General features: G+C 32.0%; 16 protein-coding genes. All 16 read right to left on the minus strand.

Annotation, left to right across the window (positions count from 1 at the left end):
• Window positions 1-4: 4 nt before the first annotated feature.
• A complete protein-coding gene (locus CRN98_RS13290; RefSeq protein WP_097027916.1) occupies window positions 5-820 on the minus strand; it encodes a glycosyltransferase in 816 nt (271 codons plus the stop codon).
• A 33-nt stretch (window positions 821-853) separates the two neighbouring features.
• Window positions 854-1,810 (minus strand): NAD-dependent epimerase/dehydratase family protein, encoded by a 957-nt coding sequence (locus tag CRN98_RS13295; RefSeq protein ID WP_097027917.1) that lies wholly within the window; start codon window positions 1,808-1,810, stop codon window positions 854-856.
• A 47-nt stretch (window positions 1,811-1,857) separates the two neighbouring features.
• Complete coding sequence (locus CRN98_RS13300; RefSeq protein WP_097027918.1) at window positions 1,858-2,535, minus strand: sugar transferase; 678 nt, start codon at window positions 2,533-2,535, stop codon at window positions 1,858-1,860.
• A 546-nt stretch (window positions 2,536-3,081) separates the two neighbouring features.
• Window positions 3,082-3,783 carry a CpsD/CapB family tyrosine-protein kinase gene (locus CRN98_RS13305; RefSeq protein ID WP_097027919.1) on the minus strand — a complete coding sequence of 234 codons (702 nt, stop codon included), beginning with the start codon at window positions 3,781-3,783 and terminating at the stop codon, window positions 3,082-3,084.
• A 39-nt stretch (window positions 3,784-3,822) separates the two neighbouring features.
• Complete coding sequence (locus tag CRN98_RS13310) at window positions 3,823-4,611, minus strand: tyrosine-protein phosphatase (RefSeq protein WP_097027920.1); 789 nt, start codon at window positions 4,609-4,611, stop codon at window positions 3,823-3,825.
• A gap of 15 nt (window positions 4,612-4,626) precedes the next feature.
• Entirely contained in the window at window positions 4,627-5,370 is a 744-nt protein-coding gene (locus CRN98_RS13315; protein ID WP_097027921.1) for a YveK family protein, read from the minus strand.
• An 89-nt stretch (window positions 5,371-5,459) separates the two neighbouring features.
• On the minus strand, window positions 5,460-6,923 hold the full coding sequence (locus tag CRN98_RS13320; protein ID WP_097027922.1) for a cell wall-binding repeat-containing protein: 1,464 nt from the start codon (window positions 6,921-6,923) through the stop codon (window positions 5,460-5,462).
• Window positions 6,924-6,995: 72 nt separating this feature from the next.
• On the minus strand, window positions 6,996-8,204 hold the full coding sequence (locus CRN98_RS13325) for a coiled-coil domain-containing protein (protein ID WP_179632145.1): 1,209 nt from the start codon (window positions 8,202-8,204) through the stop codon (window positions 6,996-6,998).
• A 127-nt stretch (window positions 8,205-8,331) separates the two neighbouring features.
• A complete protein-coding gene (locus tag CRN98_RS13330; RefSeq protein ID WP_097027924.1) occupies window positions 8,332-10,524 on the minus strand; it encodes a cell wall-binding repeat-containing protein in 2,193 nt (730 codons plus the stop codon).
• Between the two features lie 490 nt (window positions 10,525-11,014).
• Window positions 11,015-11,566 (minus strand): manganese efflux pump, encoded by a 552-nt coding sequence (locus CRN98_RS13335; RefSeq protein WP_097027925.1) that lies wholly within the window; start codon window positions 11,564-11,566, stop codon window positions 11,015-11,017.
• A gap of 179 nt (window positions 11,567-11,745) precedes the next feature.
• On the minus strand, window positions 11,746-13,089 hold the full coding sequence (locus CRN98_RS13340; RefSeq protein ID WP_179632147.1) for a transglutaminase-like domain-containing protein: 1,344 nt from the start codon (window positions 13,087-13,089) through the stop codon (window positions 11,746-11,748).
• Window positions 13,090-13,167: 78 nt separating this feature from the next.
• On the minus strand, window positions 13,168-14,043 hold the full coding sequence (locus CRN98_RS13345) for a radical SAM/SPASM domain-containing protein (RefSeq protein ID WP_097027927.1): 876 nt from the start codon (window positions 14,041-14,043) through the stop codon (window positions 13,168-13,170).
• 201 nt (window positions 14,044-14,244) lie between these two features.
• Complete coding sequence (locus CRN98_RS13350; RefSeq protein WP_097027928.1) at window positions 14,245-15,057, minus strand: SLAP domain-containing protein; 813 nt, start codon at window positions 15,055-15,057, stop codon at window positions 14,245-14,247.
• Window positions 15,058-15,138: 81 nt separating this feature from the next.
• A complete protein-coding gene (locus CRN98_RS13355) occupies window positions 15,139-16,197 on the minus strand; it encodes a cell wall-binding repeat-containing protein (RefSeq protein ID WP_097027929.1) in 1,059 nt (352 codons plus the stop codon).
• A gap of 318 nt (window positions 16,198-16,515) precedes the next feature.
• Window positions 16,516-16,710, minus strand: a complete 195-nt coding sequence (locus CRN98_RS13360; protein WP_097027930.1) for a hypothetical protein — start codon at window positions 16,708-16,710, stop codon at window positions 16,516-16,518.
• A gap of 212 nt (window positions 16,711-16,922) precedes the next feature.
• Complete coding sequence (locus tag CRN98_RS13365; RefSeq protein ID WP_097027931.1) at window positions 16,923-18,224, minus strand: DUF5667 domain-containing protein; 1,302 nt, start codon at window positions 18,222-18,224, stop codon at window positions 16,923-16,925.
• Window positions 18,225-18,365 lie beyond the last annotated feature (141 nt).

An 18,365-nucleotide genomic window follows, 5' to 3' on the forward strand; every position in this document is an offset into this window, starting at 1 on the left:
ATTACTATTCTCTTAACTTATTTTTATATATCAACTTTCTTAATTTATTAGGAATTATTCTTACACTTGATCTCACTAAAGAATTAATGATAAACTCTCTTTTGCTAACAAACCCGATGTTGTAATATTCCCTTTGCAGCTTACAATCTATCTGTGCATATCTTATCCCACCTCTGCGTTCGTACATTCCATTATCCACTCTAGCATAAACTAAACTTTCATTAATATTTTTCATATTACATTTGTCTAATATCATTCTTACCCATAAATAATAATCTTCATTCCATAAAAATTCTTTATAATTTCCTGCTTTTAGCACACTACTTCTTTTATACATAACGGTCATGTGATTAAATGGATTCCTCATCTTGCCAAATTTTTTGATTTCTATATCCCGTAATGGAACTTTCCTAATAGATACTATATTATTTATGCTTCCTTCAAATTCTTGTATATATGAACCCACAATATCTAAATTAGGATTTTGTTCAAACACTTCTAACTGCTTTTCAAATCTATTTGGTTTGCATATATCGTCTGTATCCATTCTAGCAATAAGTTCATTTCGACTTTTCTTTACTCCCTCTGCGAGAGCTACTCCTAGTCCTTTATTTTCTTGAAACTCTATTATAGTAAAAAGTTTATTATATGATTGTAAATATTTGTTTATGACTTCTTCTAATTCTTCTGTAAGTTTTCCGTCCTTAACTAATACAATTTCATCAGGTCTTACTGTTTGATTTATAACGCTATCTATAGCTTGTTGTAAGTAGCTTGGATTTTCTTTATAATAAACCGACATCAAAACTGAAAATTTCAAACTTATATACCACCCATCAATAATAGTTTAAATTTATATGTTTTTAGCAACCGCTACTTCATCTGCTACACTATTTAAATTCATATAGTACTTAACAGTCTCTTCTAACCCTTCTTGTAATTCATACTCATTTTTCAGGTTAATAATTTCTTTTGCTCTTGTATTATCTAAGTAACTATGTTCTATATCTCCATCTCTTACTTCTTTATATACTGGCACAATTTTCACAACAAAAATTTCTCTCATGATTTCAAAAAGCTTGTTTACGCTTACTTGAGTATTGGTACTTATATTTAAGATTTCATTATCACCTTTATCTAGCGCCAGTAAATTTGCTTTAGCTACATCTTTTACATATATAAAATCTCTTGTTTGTTCTCCATCTCCAAAGATTGATGGGACTTCTTTAGCCAAAAATTTATCTATAAATATAGAAACTACTCCACCTTCACCCTTTGCCCCTTGTCTTTCTCCATAGACATTTGAGTATCTAAATATAGTATATTTTATTCCATAAAGTTCACTATAAACCTTTATATAATGCTCTGGAGTATGTTTTGATATTCCATAAAATGATATTGGATTTATTGGATGTTCTTCGTCTACTGGTAAATATTTAGGATCTCCATAAACCGCTGCAGAAGAAGGATATATTATCTTTCTTGTTTTAACTTCTTTGCAGCACTCTAATACATTTATCGTTCCTCTTATATTTACCTTGGCATCGAATGCTGCCTTTTTTAGAGATGTTTGGACATCTATTTGAGCTGCATGATGAATTACAATTTCAGGCTTTTCTAATTCAAACACCAATCTAAGTGTTTCTTTATTGGTAATATCACATTTATAAAACCTTGCATTTTTATTTAAATTTTCTTCACTTCCTGTAGACAAATTATCTACAATAGAAACTTGATGATTTAATTTAACTAATTCATCTACAATATGGGAACCAATAAATCCTGCTCCTCCTGTTACTAATATTCTCACATTATTCCCTCCTATTTAGTTTCTAATAAAAGCTTGTCTATAAAATTTTATCTTGCACCATTCCCTGTAAATACTATAAGTGCAGTTTTAAATATTACTTTTATATCCATCAATATATTTTTTTCTTGTATATATTTTAAATCCCACTTTAGTTTTTCTCTTGGAGAGCTTTCATATCCTCCATTTACTTGTGCAAGTCCTGTTAATCCTGGTTTTACCGCAAGCCTATTTATAAATCCAGGTATTTCTTCATTAAATTGATATGTAAATACCGGTCTTTCAGGTCTTGGTCCTACTATGCTCATATCTCCCCTTATTATATTATAAAGTTGAGGAATTTCATCAATCCTAGTTTTTCTAATAAAGTTGCCCACCTTTGTGACCCTACTATCATTTTTATCTGCCCACTTAGGACCTGAATACTTTTCTGCATCACTCCTCATGGATCTTATCTTATACAAAGTAAAGGATTGTCCATTTTTGCCTAATCTCTCCTGCTTATATAATGGGGAGCCTTTAGACTCCATAACTACTGCAATACAAGTAATTAAAACAATTGGTATTCCTATAACTGATGCTATAAGACACAAAATTATATCCATAGTTCTCTTAATAAAATTATAAATAGTGCCTTCTTCAACCACATACTCTATTTCTTTTGCATTATACTCTAGACCTATTTGCTCGTCTACATATGAAACATCTTTTAACCTTGCCTCCTGCATCCTTAATCCCCCCATATTATTATACATTCTGATTCGTTATTAAATTATTAATGAATGGTTACTATCATAATTATTATATAACAATTGGATAATGTCTTTAAAATAGGATTATTTAGACTCCTTGGGAAATATATCGGAAATACTTGATTTAACTTAAAATAACTAGCATATTCTTTACTATACTTCCATGCTTTTCTGAAAAAAGTATTTATAGTTTTTTTTAATGTCGTTGAAAATGGTATTAAATATTTTGATTTTTTTCCTGGGAATAAACGCTATTTAATCCCATAATCTATGTATTATTCTGTTTTTACTGCGCTATTTTGGTATATTATATTTACATTTAATCTCATATTTATCGCAAAAAAGTTGTATCCATTAAAAAATTTGTAGAATATTTGCGTTATTAAATAATCATTATGTTAAAGAAATATAAAATCTACTACTTATAAAAAAATTACACGACATTTTTCTACAGAATAGGAATATGAATAAAAATTCTGCAAGATTTTTCCAATGGATCCTGCAGAATTTCCTATATGCCATTTATTTATTTTTATCATTATCCTCTTCTTCTGCATAATAGCTATAATATGCTCCATAATATCCCTTATGGCTTGTGTCTACTTTATTTAACACTATCCCAAGCATATTGGCATCTACTTTTTCTAAAAGCTCTTTTGCTTTTATAGCCGCATCTCTATCTGCTTGCTGTGATGCTACTACAAGTATACAGCCATCTGCATATCTTGATAAAAGTTGAGCATCCGTTACTGCAACTATAGGAGGAGTATCTATTATTATTGAATCATATTTTTCTCTTAAGGATTCTAAAAACTCTTTCATTGTTGCAGAAGCTAATAGTTCTGCAGGGTTTGGAGGCTTTGTTCCTGATGTTATAATATCCAAGTTTTCCTGCTCAGTACTTTGAACAGCCTCTTCAAACTTTATTTCCTTTGCTAAAATATCAGATATACCTCGTTCATTGGATAATCCAAATACTTTATGAAGTCTTGGTTTTCTTTGATCACAGTCTATAATTATAGTTTTATTTCCTGCTTGAGCCATGACTGCTGCAAGATTTGATGCCGTGGTGGATTTCCCTTCTCCAGGACCTGAGCTTGTAAGCACTATAACCTTTATATCCTTATCTACAGATGAAAACTTGATATTAGTTCTAAGTGTTCTATAGGATTCAGAAATAGGTGACAGTGGTTTTCTTATTGTAATAAGTTCTGAAACTTTCATCTTCTTCACTCCATTTAATTTTAAGTCGTACTAGCTTATTTAATTTGCATTAAAAAGGGATTTACCTTTAAAAAAGCTAAAGATATTCTTTTTTTCTCTTATTAAACTATAATTAACTTCTATAGGTCTATCTTCTAATAGGCACTTATAGTTTTCCTCTATATACTTTATAATTTTTGGTGAAATTTCATTTATTATATCAATACCATTTATTATGCCTGGGCATCTTTTATTCAAGCTGTGACAGTCTGATCCTATAAAATTCACTATTCCATTATTTATAAAGGTAACTGCTGTATCACGAACCTTTTTCCCAAATACTCCTTTTAAGCTGCCTGCATTTATTTGAAAAAGATATTCCTCTTCTAAGAAGCTATTTATCAAGGAAGGCTTTTCTATAAAATACTTATATCTTTCAGGATGAGCTATAATTGGATTTACTCCTCTAACCCTTAATTCATATAAAATATCTAAGGCATTTTTAGGTAATTTATCCATAGGAAATTCTATGAGCATATAACTTGTGTCCCCAATACATCCTAAAAGTCCATTCTTATAATCCTTTAAAGTGTTGTCATCTAAGTAGACTTCTTGACCAGATATTACTTTTATATCTATGCCCTTTTCTTTTATAACAGCATTTAAATCTTTTACCTTTTCATTTATAGCACTATATGAATTTTCATAATATCCTCTAGCATAATGAGGGGTTGCAACAATATAATCAAATCCTTCTGCCTCTGCAATACCCACCATCTTTAAGGATTCCTCTAAGTTCTTTGCTCCATCATCTATGCCATGTATTATATGACTATGTATATCAAACATAGAGTATCACCTCTTTTAACCTTCTACTTGCTTTGATATAACTTTTCCTACTGAAGCAGTTGAATGGTTCTTTTGCATTTCTTCCGCATATTTTGGAATTATTCCTATAACAGGTAGTTCCAAGTATCTTTCAACATCCTCTTCTGTCTTTATAGTCTTATCCATGTATTCAAGTAAAAAGGCAAGTCCAGCAGATACCATAAGCCCTAAGAAGAAAGCTATTGCTACGTTAAGAGCTTTCTTTGGCTTTATTGGATCTTCTGGAACCTTTGCCCTATCTAATACTTCAATGGTTCCTCCTGTTGGAAAAGATACCTTAGATTGCTCTACAAAAGCTGAAGTTACTGCATCAATTATTGCTGCTGCTTCCTTAGAATCTTTGTTTTCAGCCTTTATCATAAGTATTTGAGTTCCTTGCTGCGGAGTAACATTTATCATTTCTTGAATTTGCTTTGATGTATATTTACTTCCTAATTTAACTGCTGCACTTTGAGCAACCCTTTCAGACTTTGCAATTTCTGCATAGGTCTTTATAAGATTTTGATACATCATAACATCACTGTTTTGAAGACTTCCCTCTGTAACTTGAGGTTTACCCACTATTATACTTGTCCTTGCCTCAAAGGTAGGTTTTATTATAAAAAAGCTTAGCAATACAGATATTAAGGTACATGCCACTGTTATAACAGCTATTAATTTAAGTCTTTTTCTAAGTATTATAAAGAAGTCCCGAAGGTCTAAGGTCATTTCCTCTTCCATATGTATTTAATCCTCCTTAAGTAAAGCCGGTAGAAACCGGCTTTTGCATATGCTACTTTGTCAAAATTAAATTTCCTGAAGCTTAAATTTTAGTTTATACTGAGTCTGTAAGATGCTGTATTACCGTTAACATCTGTTAAAGTTATGGATGTTCCAGTAAGCATTTTGACGCTTGATGCAGATAGTCCATCTCCTTCGGAATCAAATCCTTGTTCTCTTAGATATACTAATAAATCTATATTTTTTCTATCGTTTCCATAGAGTCTCTTTATAGTCGCTTCATCTATAGGTGTTCCTGCAACCTTTGCATTTTTTATGCTGTTTGAAGTTGATACAACTATTTGCGTAAACTGACCGCTAAAATCTTTTGGAATACTTACGGTAACCTTGCCATCTTCTATACTGCCATTTATCTTAGTTCCATTATCAGCTTTTAGGTATACAGATTTAACTTCCAGCTTAGTTACTTCACCTGGAACTCCACCGCCACCACCTGGAACTTCTGGGTCCACTGGAACTTCAGGATCTATTGGAACTTCAGGTGGTGTAGTATCGTTACCTTGTCCTTTGTTTGAGTTTATTTCATTTACAACAGTATTTGAAACCACTGCTTCTCCACCAAGTGCAAATAATTTTGCTTCCTTAGTAAGGTCGGATGTTACATAGCCTTTAACTTCTTTAGGTAATGTCTTATCTGTTAAAATCATAGGTGCATTCATCTTTGCTGCTAATGCTGCTCCTGATAATGCATCTGCAAATTCATTACCCTTTGGTCCGTTTCCAAGGGCTGCAAATACATTTCCTTTATTTAAATCACTGCTAAATTCTTTTAAAATTGCGATGTTTGTTGCAAATCTATTTTCACCATATATTCTATGAGAATTTGCTATGTTATTTTTTAAATTTTCACTTACAACACCAGTTCCACCTATTATGTAAGCCTTGTTTATTGTCTTTCCTTTAAGGTAATTTGATGTATAAGTAGGTAGCTTATCTTTAGGAGTTAAAAGTATTGGCATTTCCTTAACAGCAGCTATTGGTGCCATTGAAAGTGCATCTGCAAAGCTTACCGAGGAAGTTAATGCTACTTCTCCCTTAAAATTTAACTTTTCTGCAATTTTAGTGGAGGTTTCGAATCTATCTTTCCCACCAATTCTTTCTAAGGTTGCACTTTTGAATGTATCCTTTATGTATTTTTCAACCTTTGCAGATACAGAACCTTCTCCTCCTACAATTATTATATTTGAAGGAGCAAGTCTCATAAGTTCTTCTTCTGCTTCCTTAGTTAAAGTATCCTTTCCAGTTAAAAGTATTGGTGCATTATACTTTTTTGCAAGTGGTACTGAACATAGGGCATCTGGGAAATTTTCTCCCTGAGCTATTATTACATAATTAGAACTTGTCCAGCCATAGTTTGAAATTGCCTTTGCGGTTGCATATCTGTTATTCCCACTTAATCTTTTAAAGCTTTCTGCATTTTCTGCAGCTTTTGCTGATACTGGTGTAAGTAGCAGTGCTAGTGCCATTGATAAAGCTATCTTCTTGTTGTTCATATTTACCCTCCCATAATTTTAATAATAGATAATAACTATTATTTACTATATGTTAATTGTTATTTGATTTAATTACATTCCTAGTAACTGTCTTATTTGACTTACATTACTCATATCTACATTTGAAAATATAGCATTTTTTACTTGAGCCTTTTCCTGTGGACTTAGTTTATTATATAGGCTTCTTGCAGCTGCTGCATCTCCTCCATAATTATAGGATGGATTTGAAGCCATTTTACTTGCTGTTGAAACCAATATTCCTATAGCTTGCCTTCCTACTGAAGAGCTTACAGCTCCTTGAGCTGCTGATAATTGACCGCCTAGTCTTGAAAGTGAAGCTTTAGCTTGTGATTGATTTTTCTTTATTTCTTCCTGCTTCTTATTTACTTCTTCTTTTACCTTTTCTACCTCTTGCTTTTTGTTTTTATCTTGTATATTCTTCGATATATTATCTATATCCTTTACAATATTCTGCAATATTTCCTGGGAATTAGAGTTTAAGTTTTTGTCTATTTTGTTTATAATTTCTTGTATCTTGTGATTTTCCTCTGATGTTAATCCTTTTTCTTTTAATGCATTTAATTCGTCCTTTAATTTGTCCAATTCAATTTTAACACCTTTTCCACCATCTAACAACAAACCTGGAGAAATTTTGCTAATTTTCATATTCATTATTCCATCTTTTATGTTTATATCTTTTATAGAAAATGGAATCACTCTTTTATTTATCAGTATATTTGAATCACTAATAGTGATATTTTCATCTTTAAGCTTAGACTTTAATTTACTTATAACTATTGACTTTGGTACTGGTAATTTTCCTATTTTGAAACTATCTGGAGAATATATTATGTGCTGTTCATCTTGAGATATGCTTCCATTCGTCCACAAAACCACTTCCATAGATTTATAAGTTACAGGTACTTTTGCTATCACCTTGTCCCCTTCTAATTCAACTTGAGGAGTTTTTATGACTATACTTCCCTTTTGTTTAGGATTTTTGTAAGCCATTGAAAGTAATGAATTTATTTCATCTTTCGTTAAACTTATTATATTTTCATTTTTTTCTGCAGTAGTTATTTTATTTATAATACTTTCTGCTGAAGGATTATTTAAAGTGTATCCTTGTTTATTAAAAGCAAGTGCCACGGAACCTACAATTAATAAAACTATTATTATCAAGGTTAAAAGAAAAGTTTTAAGTGTTTTCTTCATTGCTCTATCCACCTTTGGTTGTAATTTTTTAATTAACTTTTCAAACTCATTATTTACATTATACATTATATTTAATACAATTTTTAGTATAATTTGTCGAATCTCATTAAGGCAATTGTTATTAGTGGAATTAATGATTAAATATAAGCTAAAAAATAACTCAGGTGAGGTTATCACCCGAGCTAATTTTTAATTATTTAGTAAAGTTAACTTTTAATGTGTAAGTTTCAGTTCTTCCTTTAGCATCTTTTAAGTTTAACTTATAAGTTCCCTCAAATTGGCCATAAGTCATTCCTGCATAATCTGTTCCGAACATTTTCTCGATGCCTTCTTTTAGTTCTTTACCTTTAACATTTTCAAAGTTTACTTTTACGTTTCCTCTTTCAATGCTTTGTAGTGTTAATCCATCTACTGTTACAGCTGGTGCTGTTACGTCAAGCTTATTTCCTATTAATCTTTTTGCTACATCAACTGCATGATTGAAATCAAATCCATCTTCTGCAATCTTAGCAGCAATAGCATTGTAATTTACTGAGCCATCTTTATTTGCATATTTTTCAAAAGATTGTTGTGAAACTACATAATCAATTAATGTTTTATTTCCAACTTTGATGTCAACATTACCCATAAGTTCATTTAATTTTTCTAATCTTGGTGCTGTTATCATGTTCTTCTTAGCATCAAATGTTGTTGAAAGTTTTTGATCCTTTTTAGCTTTATCTATGTTAACAGTCATAACTTTATTGCTATATTTTACTTCTGGGTAGTTTTTTACTGCATTTGGATGTCCATCTACAAATGCATTATATGCAGCTATAGCCTTGTTGATTTTTACTTTTAGTGGGTCACTTGATGTGATTCCGCCACCGCCACCGCCACCGCCTGGTGTGCTTGAGCTTCCTGGTAATTTTACATTATCCTTCTTATCTTTTACTGTAATAGTTCCTGAGTACTCTCCTAATAATTCAATGTCGTTTACGTATAAGTTATCAAGAACTACAACTGTTCCCTTAAATTCATTCATAGCTTCTATTATAGCTGATGAGAATATTTCTACATTCTTTATATTTGCTGTTCCTTCTAAAACTATTTTTGTTTGAGTTTTACTTGAAACATATAATGTATTACAAGTTACATTGTTAAGATATATGCTCTTGTTTGATCCAGATAATACTACTATTTTGTCTGCAGTAACGTTATTTAATTTTGCACTACCTTCTTTACCTGGATTTACAAATACTGTTCCATTAACTGTTACATTATTAAGTTCTGCATTGTTTCCTTCTAAATAAATGTTTCCTGTAACTTTCATGTCTTTTAATTCAACGTTGTCTTTTGAAACTACAGCATTGCCAGTTATATCTTTAGCAGCTTCCATAGTTTCACCTTTTATCTGATATGATTTCATTAATGAATCAGAAAGATTAGGCGCTCCACCAATAGCTGTTATTTTAGTTGTTGGAGATAATTTTTCATTTATAATTGCTGTTGTAGCTGCATCTGCTGTTTTGTTTGATATTATTACAGGATGTCCACCTTTAGCAGCTAATGCTGAAGCTGTTAGAGCATCTGCAAATTCTTTTCCTGTAGCTCCATTTGCTAGTGCAAAGTATGCTTCATCAAAATTGAAGTCAAGTGCAAAACTTTTTATTATTTCAGCGTTAGTTTCCCATCTATTTTTTCCGCCAAGTCTTACAGAATCAGGAACAAGCCCCTTAACTTTATCACTTACGGAAGCTGTTCCACCAACTACAAAAGTTCTCTTTAATCCTTGTGATTTTATGTAGTCAGAAGTTGCCTTTGGTAGTTCTCCTGCCTTAGTTAAAAGTACAGGTATTCCCCTTACCGCTGCTGCTGGTACTGCAGATAATGCGTCTGCATAACCTTCTCCTGAAGCAAGCATAGCTTCATTAACTGTTCCAAACTTTTCTGCTATCTTTGTGGAAGTAGCATATCTATCTAATCCACCTATTCTTTCTACGTCAGTTGTAACATTCTTTTTAATTGTTTCTAATATGCTGTTTGGTACAACACCAGTTTCTCCAATAACATATACTTTTTTAACTTTTAATCTTTTAAGCTCACTTATAGTTTCATTTGTTATTCCCTTTGAGCTAGTTAAAAGTATTGGTGCATTGTTTTTCTTTGCAAAAGGTCCTGCGGATAATGCGTCTGCATATGCCTCTCCATTTGCAACTATAGCATAGTCAGCTCCACCTGCCCATCCAGCTTTAGAAACTTCTACAGCTGTTAAGTATCTATCTTTACCAGATAGTCTTTGGAACTCTGTATTAGCTGCTGCGGATACTTGTCCTACTGGAATGATTCCTGCAATAAGTGCAGTAAGTGCAGCACTAGCTAATGCTTTGCTTGTTGTTTTTTTCATGTAAAAAACCTCCCCTTAAAATTATAAATTATTAAATTAAATTAAATTTAATTAATTATTAGAAAATATAATTTAACATTGACCACTTCATGATACTTCCAATTTAGTTTATTCTCAAATTATTATACTACAACATTTACATATTTCCAAGGATTTAGCAAATATTTAAGTAAAATTATGGTTATTATCTTGTTTTTAATAGTATTAAACTGCCTTTAGATAAATATAACAAATATTTCAATAGAAGACTCTAGAAATTATTTGAATTTTACTATCATTTTTTATTATCGAGTTTTATATAAAATTCTTTATATCATATTATAGAAAATAATATTCCGTTTTTTGTATTTTATAGTAATTCAGCCATAATATTTATACAATTATACCATAAAAATCTATATCAATGGATATATCTTATAAATTATGAACTAAAATTTACAATCTAACCTGTAGAGAAGTTTTATTTTTTCTCCAAGCTTTTAAGTATCTTTTATAAAAAAATCATTTTAAGTCCAAATAATATAAGTATTATTCCTCCTATATAATCTGCATATTTGCCTATTAACTTTATTTTACTTAAATACTTTGCTATGGCAAGGGCTATAAGACACATGATTAAGGTTACAACTCCCACAATTAATGTACTATTGAATATTGCTGCAAGACCTTGTATTTCATGAAGGGCAGTAAAGCCTACCACCATGGCATCTATACTTACAGAGATTCCAAGAACTATTGCAGTACCTGGCCTTAATAGTGCACATTCTTCCTTTTCTTCCATACCTTCTTTAAGCATTAAAACTCCCACTATACCAATTATGATTCCTCCAAGTATTTCAGGGATTGACGCTATATATGTATTAAATAAAAATCCTGCATAAGCTCCAATTAATGCAAATAAAAATTGAAAAAATGCCGAAGATATTACGCAAAGCATCTTATATTTTACATTTGCTCCTCTATTAAGTCCTACACAAAGTGTTACCCCAAAGGCATCTAGTGATAATGCTAGTGCAATTAAAATTAGCGAATAAAAATCCATGTTACCACTCCTTTTTAAATACATTATCTATTATATTCAACTTTTTACCATAATAAAAGCATTTACTAAAATTTAATCTCTCTGATGCAACACCCTGAGGCAGCTCCAGTTAAAGCAATGAAACCTTAGGGACGGTTAACAACTCCTTACCTTTTGCACAAATAGTTGTTAACCGTCCCCTATTTTTTGACGATTCTTGAGTCTATGTTAAATTGAGCTGAGTCTCCTGATAAGGTTTGAAGCACCATACTATCGTCGTCATATAGCTCTATGCTTTCTTGAGTTTTGAGATATCGTCTTCCCTGTGGAAATCTTCCAAAGAAATCATAATTTACGCACCTTGCCCCATTCTTTGTATATTCATGTGTTGGATCTGCGGGTATCCATCCATATTCTGGAATATAAAATTCCACCCAAGCATGTCTGAAATCATTTCCATTATTATTCGTTTGTATAAGTTCACTGTCATAAAAACAAAATCCTGTATTTACTCTAGCTGGTACATTCCCTGCTCTTAAAAGCGCTGTCATAAGAGCAGCATAATCTTCACACACTCCTACTTTGGTTCTCACAGCAGATAATGCACCTTGATTAGCATACGGACTATCTAAATCATACTTCATATTTAAGACCACATAATCAAAAGCCTTCTTTGCCTTTAAATAAGGATTTGTTATTCCTTTAAAAAGACTATTTGCTAAGTTTATAATTTCCTTCTCATTGCTTTCCACATGATAGGTTGGCTTTAAATAATAACTTATGTCACTTGTTATTTCTGAATAATCCCCTTTGGTCTTTGATAAATCCACTGTAGACTTTATATTTTTTACATTATAGGTTTTTGATACCTTAAAGGATTTTTGTATTCCACTCTTAACTGTGCCTGAAGATAATGAAGTTATACTTGTATCATCTTCATTTAATTTGAAATCCGTAGAACTTGCACTTATATACTTTTGAAAGGTTCCATTAATTTTTGCTAGATTAATTGCCACTCTATAGTCATTATTTATAGTAGATAATGAATTATATTTAAACTTTATATCATATGTGAGTTCATAGGTTGCCTGATCTAATGTACTGAAGGTATTTTGAGCAGCACTTGGAGCATTTTCCACCACCAAATCCATCTTAACTGGAGTATTTAAAGCCGTATCCTTATTGGTTTTTAAGTCATGAATGTATAATGTATAGGTCTCTCCACACTTAATCTTTGTATAATCTGGAGTGACCTTAAAAAACTTATCATTTATATTATACTCAAAAGTTAAAGGTATAATTTCCTTAGTGGATTTGCTTACGAGTTCTATATTTGTGCTATTTACAGAGCTTCCATCTAAAGGATATGTAACTTTTACCGTCCAAGCCTTTTGAAGTGGCACATCATATTGAGTTTCTAATGTTTTATAGGTCGCCAAATCTCTTATGGCATCTGCTGCGTAGATTGTATTTGCACTAAACATCATAAATAGGAAAATAAGCACTGACGATAAAACTCTTTTAATATTTTTGATACTTATCATTAACCGTCCCCCCTTATCCATTTTTAGTAGTCACCCTTGGGTAAACTCATTTTATGGATTCGCCTCTCGGGTAACTATTTAATTAAATCTTTTTCTATATCCACACTTCCTGCATAATTCTTCTACTACTTTTCCTTCTGAAAATCCATTGAAAAGATTATTAGCCCTTTCCCCTTCTATTATTTCAGAAAAATTAGTGTTATTTATATTTCCAAGATTTATTACTGCTTCTCCATCAAGGCAGCATGGAACCACAGTCCCATCTACTAATATAGCCACTTGATTTCTAAGTCCATGGCAAAATCCCTTGCCAGCATCTTCATCTTCATCTAAACTTGGCCACTTAAATTCATAATCCTGATTTAAATATAACCTGTCACTAATCTTAATTCCTCTTCCTGGAACAATTTTTTCTTCAATTTTATAGTCTAGATTAAATTCATTTTCAATTATTTGAAGTATATGCCGATTTCTTTGTCTTTGAAGGTTTGTTGCATTGTCCTGATCTAAATTCCATAATCTAAGAGATATTAACATATTAGTACTGCTTAAAGCTTCCTTTGTAAATGAAATAATATTATTAATATATGAATCCTTGTCTTCCCCGCCCTCATTTCCATCAAAGCTATGAAGAGAAAAGTTAATTTGTCTTAATGCAGGTTTTGCTATGAGTTTGTCCTTAGCTTTATTTATAAGAGTACCATTTGTTGTTATATTAACCTTTAGGCCTTTCTCATAGCTTAAATCTAGAAGCTTATCTATTTCAGGGTGGAGGAGTGGCTCTCCTTTTACATGAAGGTATATATAATCTGTATGCGGCCTTATTTGATCCAATATTTTTTCAAAAGTTTCTATGCTCATAAACTCAGATTTACGCTGAGTTTGAGGGCAAAAGCTGCAAGCAAGATTACATACATTTGTGACTTCAATATAAAACTTCTTAAATTTTTTCATAATTTTATACTCCTTCTAGTTTATGGTAGTGCCCCAGGGGTGAATCCATTTTATGGGTTCGCCCCTGGGGTGCCCACTAAAAAAAGGATGCACCTTACCTTAAGATGCATCTTTATTTTTAAAATAAACGTGTCCATTTATTATTGGTCTATTAGCCTATTAGTTGTTAACCGTCCACTTACCACAGATACCAAAAGCTCTTTATACTAAATTAAATATAAGCTTTGCCTTTGTCAGATCTACTTCTTCTTTCACTAAAATTTCCTTTTCAACTACTACACTTAAAATTCTTGCCTTTTGCGGACTTACTTTAAAATCCTCTAATGTATAAACCGCTGAAAATACTATGTCTCCATTTTCATCCTCTAATGTAAGCGGAAGTTTTTCAATGCCAACTTCCTTATCCGCTCCGTTTCTAAAAACTAAAGTTAAAAGTATATCTCCATTTTTATATTGAAGCATTGTAAATACATTAGCTGCGAACTGTCCTTTTTCAACCTTAGAGATTTTTTTCAAAAATTCATTGAAGGCATTTTTATCTTTTTCTGTCATATCTTCAGGAAATTTTTCAAACTCAATATCTGCATGCCTTACAGCTTGCATATTTCCATCAAATACAAGTTTCCAATCATTATTATTTATTTCGTCTACAAATACATTTCCTTTATTAAAGTAAATCTTCCCAGGTCTTGCAGAGCGAGGTGGAATATTTCCCATTTCCTTCAAATTAAATACTTGATAGGCAACTTCTTCTCCTGCTGAAGTTATAATTTTCAAAGGTACCTTTTCAAAGTTAATTTCCTGATTCAATCCATTTACTACATAAAATTTAACTTCCAAATTGTCTCCATCTTTATAAGCATAAACTCCTGAAATGTTAATTTGTCCTTTTTCCATTTGAGGAATTGTTTCTGTCATTTCTTCTTCTAAATAGTCCCTTTGTACTTCAGACATCACAACTTCTACTTCTGGTGCTAATGAAAGCTTTATATCTAGTGCCTTTTTTTCTTCCATGTATATTCCTCCAAAACTTCGTAGTTTATAATCATTTTACAGCTTAACTTAATTCATCATATGCCTGACAAGATGTTTTAGTTATTCTATGGAAATTACTTCTAAATCCCCTGTTGCTTCTGCTACTGCAGCATTTATTTGACTTTCAATAGCTTTAGTAATAACTCCTGTACCTCCAACTATTTTAACCTGAGTATCTTGAGCTACTGTGCTTCCTATAAATGAATTTGCTCTTGTTATATCTGCGCTTCCTGCTCCAAGTCCTGATAAAACTACCATTGATCCATCCTTTGCAGCTGCTGCTGATGCCACTAATGCATCGGCAAATTGAGCTTTTGAATCTGATCCGCCAGCTGCTACATACATTTTAGTAAGTGACATTGAGGATTTATATTTAGTTAATACATTTACATTTGTCTCAAATCTATTTTTACCTTGGGCAACTCTTGTTCCATTTGCAGATCTTAATATAGTATCTGGCAATACTCCAGCTCCTCCAACTCCCATTATTTCAAGGTTATTGTCTGCTATGACCTTTTTAACATCAGGATCTATTGAAGTGGCACTTGTTATAAGTACTGGTATGTTCATTGCTGCAGCAATTGAAGACACACTTAAAGCATCTGCATAACCTAATGCTCCATTTACAAGAAATGCCTTTTTAACCCCTGCTTTTTTAATAACTTCCTTTGCAACAATGGCATTTGTAGTGTATCTTGTTCCTGTAGCACTACCATAACGAGTCACATTAAGTCCTTCCTTTTTTAATGCAGCTTCTATATCTGCACTTACAACGCCATTTCCGCCTACTATGTATACATTTGTAGCTTTTAGAGCCTTTATAGTATTAAGTACTCCACTTGATAAAGTCTTTGCTTCAGTTAAAAGCACTGGAGCATTTAACTGTTTTGCAAGGGGCGTTGCACTAACTGCATCTGCAAATCCTTCTCCATTTACAAGTATTACATTAGTGCTTGTACCAAAAGTTTGCTTAGCTAAGTCCTGAGCTGTTAAATATCTATTGCTACCGCCTACTCTAACTACGCTGGCAGCCTTTACCCCTAGAAAGTTAAAGGAAGTACTTATTATAAGTCCTGCCACAGTAATTCCTAAAATGGTCTTTAAATTTCTCTTTTTCATTAGTTATTATCCTCCTCATAAACCATACTATCTTTGATTATACATCATAGTTTTATTTTAAGCTTTGCACTTTATCTTATTTTTTAATTATACCATACTATAGGTAAATTGTGATACAATTTCCTTAATCGCTAATCACTAGTCACCAATCCCTATTAGATTTAGCATCCTAGGTTTTAGTGATTAGGACTAGCAACTAGAGATTGAAAAAATGCCTTGCACTTTTTCTAAGGTTATCATATTTATTATCGTTAAATCTTTCAAAAGCTTTATTTACATAATATTGATTATATAATAGATAATTTCTCGTTTTAGACTTTAAGTCAAATCATCTAATGCTTTTTCAATGTTATCTAGTGTTGATTGTATGTCGTATAATGTCGATTCAATAACCTCTAGCCTTTCTTCTATGTCTATTAGTGTCAACTCAATAATATCTAGTCTTTGATTTATTGACTCCAGTTTTTGATCTAATAATTTCCCTATTGCTTTTAATAATGATTCATTTTCCATGATTCTCACCACCGCGAAATTTATTTTTACATTTTAACCCAGGAATTTTCCACCAGGGGTCTGGCCCCTTTTTTTATTATATGATATTGTATAATGTGAACATTCCAAGTAAATTTTCGCCACTTTATGATGAGTGCTGATTTGTCGAAGATCTCCAAAATCAGCAGGGTCAGGCCCCTGGGATTTTCCCCCAGGGGTCTGACCCCATTAAATCATTTATTTTTATCCTGTTCGCTTTCATCTTTGTTATCTTTTTTGCTTTTTTCACTTTTTCCATTGTTTTTATTATTTTCGTTACCCTGATTAGTTGAAATTTGTTCTGGTTTAGCTTTTTCTTCAACTACTTGTGATTGTGCAGCTTCTGACTTAGATTTTTCATTTTTCTTTTGTTCAGATTTCTTTTGTTCAGAACTGTCAGGCTTGCCTTGTTTTTTATCATTGCTATTTGCATTTGCTTTTTTGTTTTCTGGAGCTTTAACTTTTACTTCCTTTACTCTATTCACAGGTTCTTTAACCTTTTTTATATCTTTAGTTGCTGTTACTGATGACTTTATTTGTTGTTCTGCAGCTTTTGTTATTGAAGCTTTTACCGCTGTCCCTTTTACTTCTTCTACTGGTTTATCTAATTCAACTTTTTCTTCATCTGTTACTCCATCTGATTTATCTTGTTCTTCTGCACTTCCATCAGCTTTTTCTTTATCTTTCTCATTACCATCTATTACTTCTTTAGCCTTCCCTTTTACAGCAGCTTGCTTCTTTTTAAATACTTCTGCCATAGTTAGTTTATCTGTTTCATAAACAGCTTTGCTTTCATCTAATGCTGCTTTAGCTGCCTTAATAGCTGTTTCATCACCTGATTTTTGAGCTTTCTTTAAAGCAACCTTAGCTTTATTCATAGCCTTTCTTGATGCATTAAGCTTATGTCTTTGCTCTACCATAGCTTTAACAGCTTCCTTTTTTGCTGTCTGCATTTTCACAACATCTGAAATAACCTCTTGTGCATCTTCCCCCGCTTCATCTTCTAGGCTTTCTAAAACCTCTAAAGACTCTGACTGTTTGTCCTGAATTAATTTCTCTAATTCTTCTAGCTCTTTGGATTTCTCTGACTGTTCTACCTCTCCTGATTCCTCTAATGCTTCACTATTTTCAAATTCGTCTTTAAGTTCAGCTTCGGTAGTCTCTAACACTGTCTCAAGAGCGTCAGTCGCCTCTTCCATTTTGTCATTATAGGCTTCTAAAGCTTCACTTGCGAGCTTAGTATTACCTTCCTCAAGCATTATCTCACTTTCTCCAAGTCTTTCTTGTGCTTCAGCTGCTAGTTTTTCTATCTTAGCCTCATCGCTTAATGAAAATGAAACCTTTAAACCATCTAAGGATGTATCAATTGGATAAAACATACTATCTGGTGTAATTCCCGCTTCTTCCTTTAAAGTGATCTCTTCCGCAGCAAAAACACTTGTTGAAAAAGATAATGCTACAAATGTGGTTAAGCTTAAAAGTAATTTTTTCTTCATATTAATCCCCCTTCGTGATTTTTAAAATATTATTTAATTATATTAACGAATCCATTTAACCTGTCTCTTATACACATCTCCGAGCCCACGAGACGGACTCCTATCTCGTATGCCGTCTTCTGCTTGAAAAAAAAAAAACAC

Source organism: Clostridium peptidivorans (assembly GCF_900205925.1).
Lineage (GTDB): Bacteria > Bacillota > Clostridia > Clostridiales > Clostridiaceae > Clostridium_AK > Clostridium_AK peptidivorans.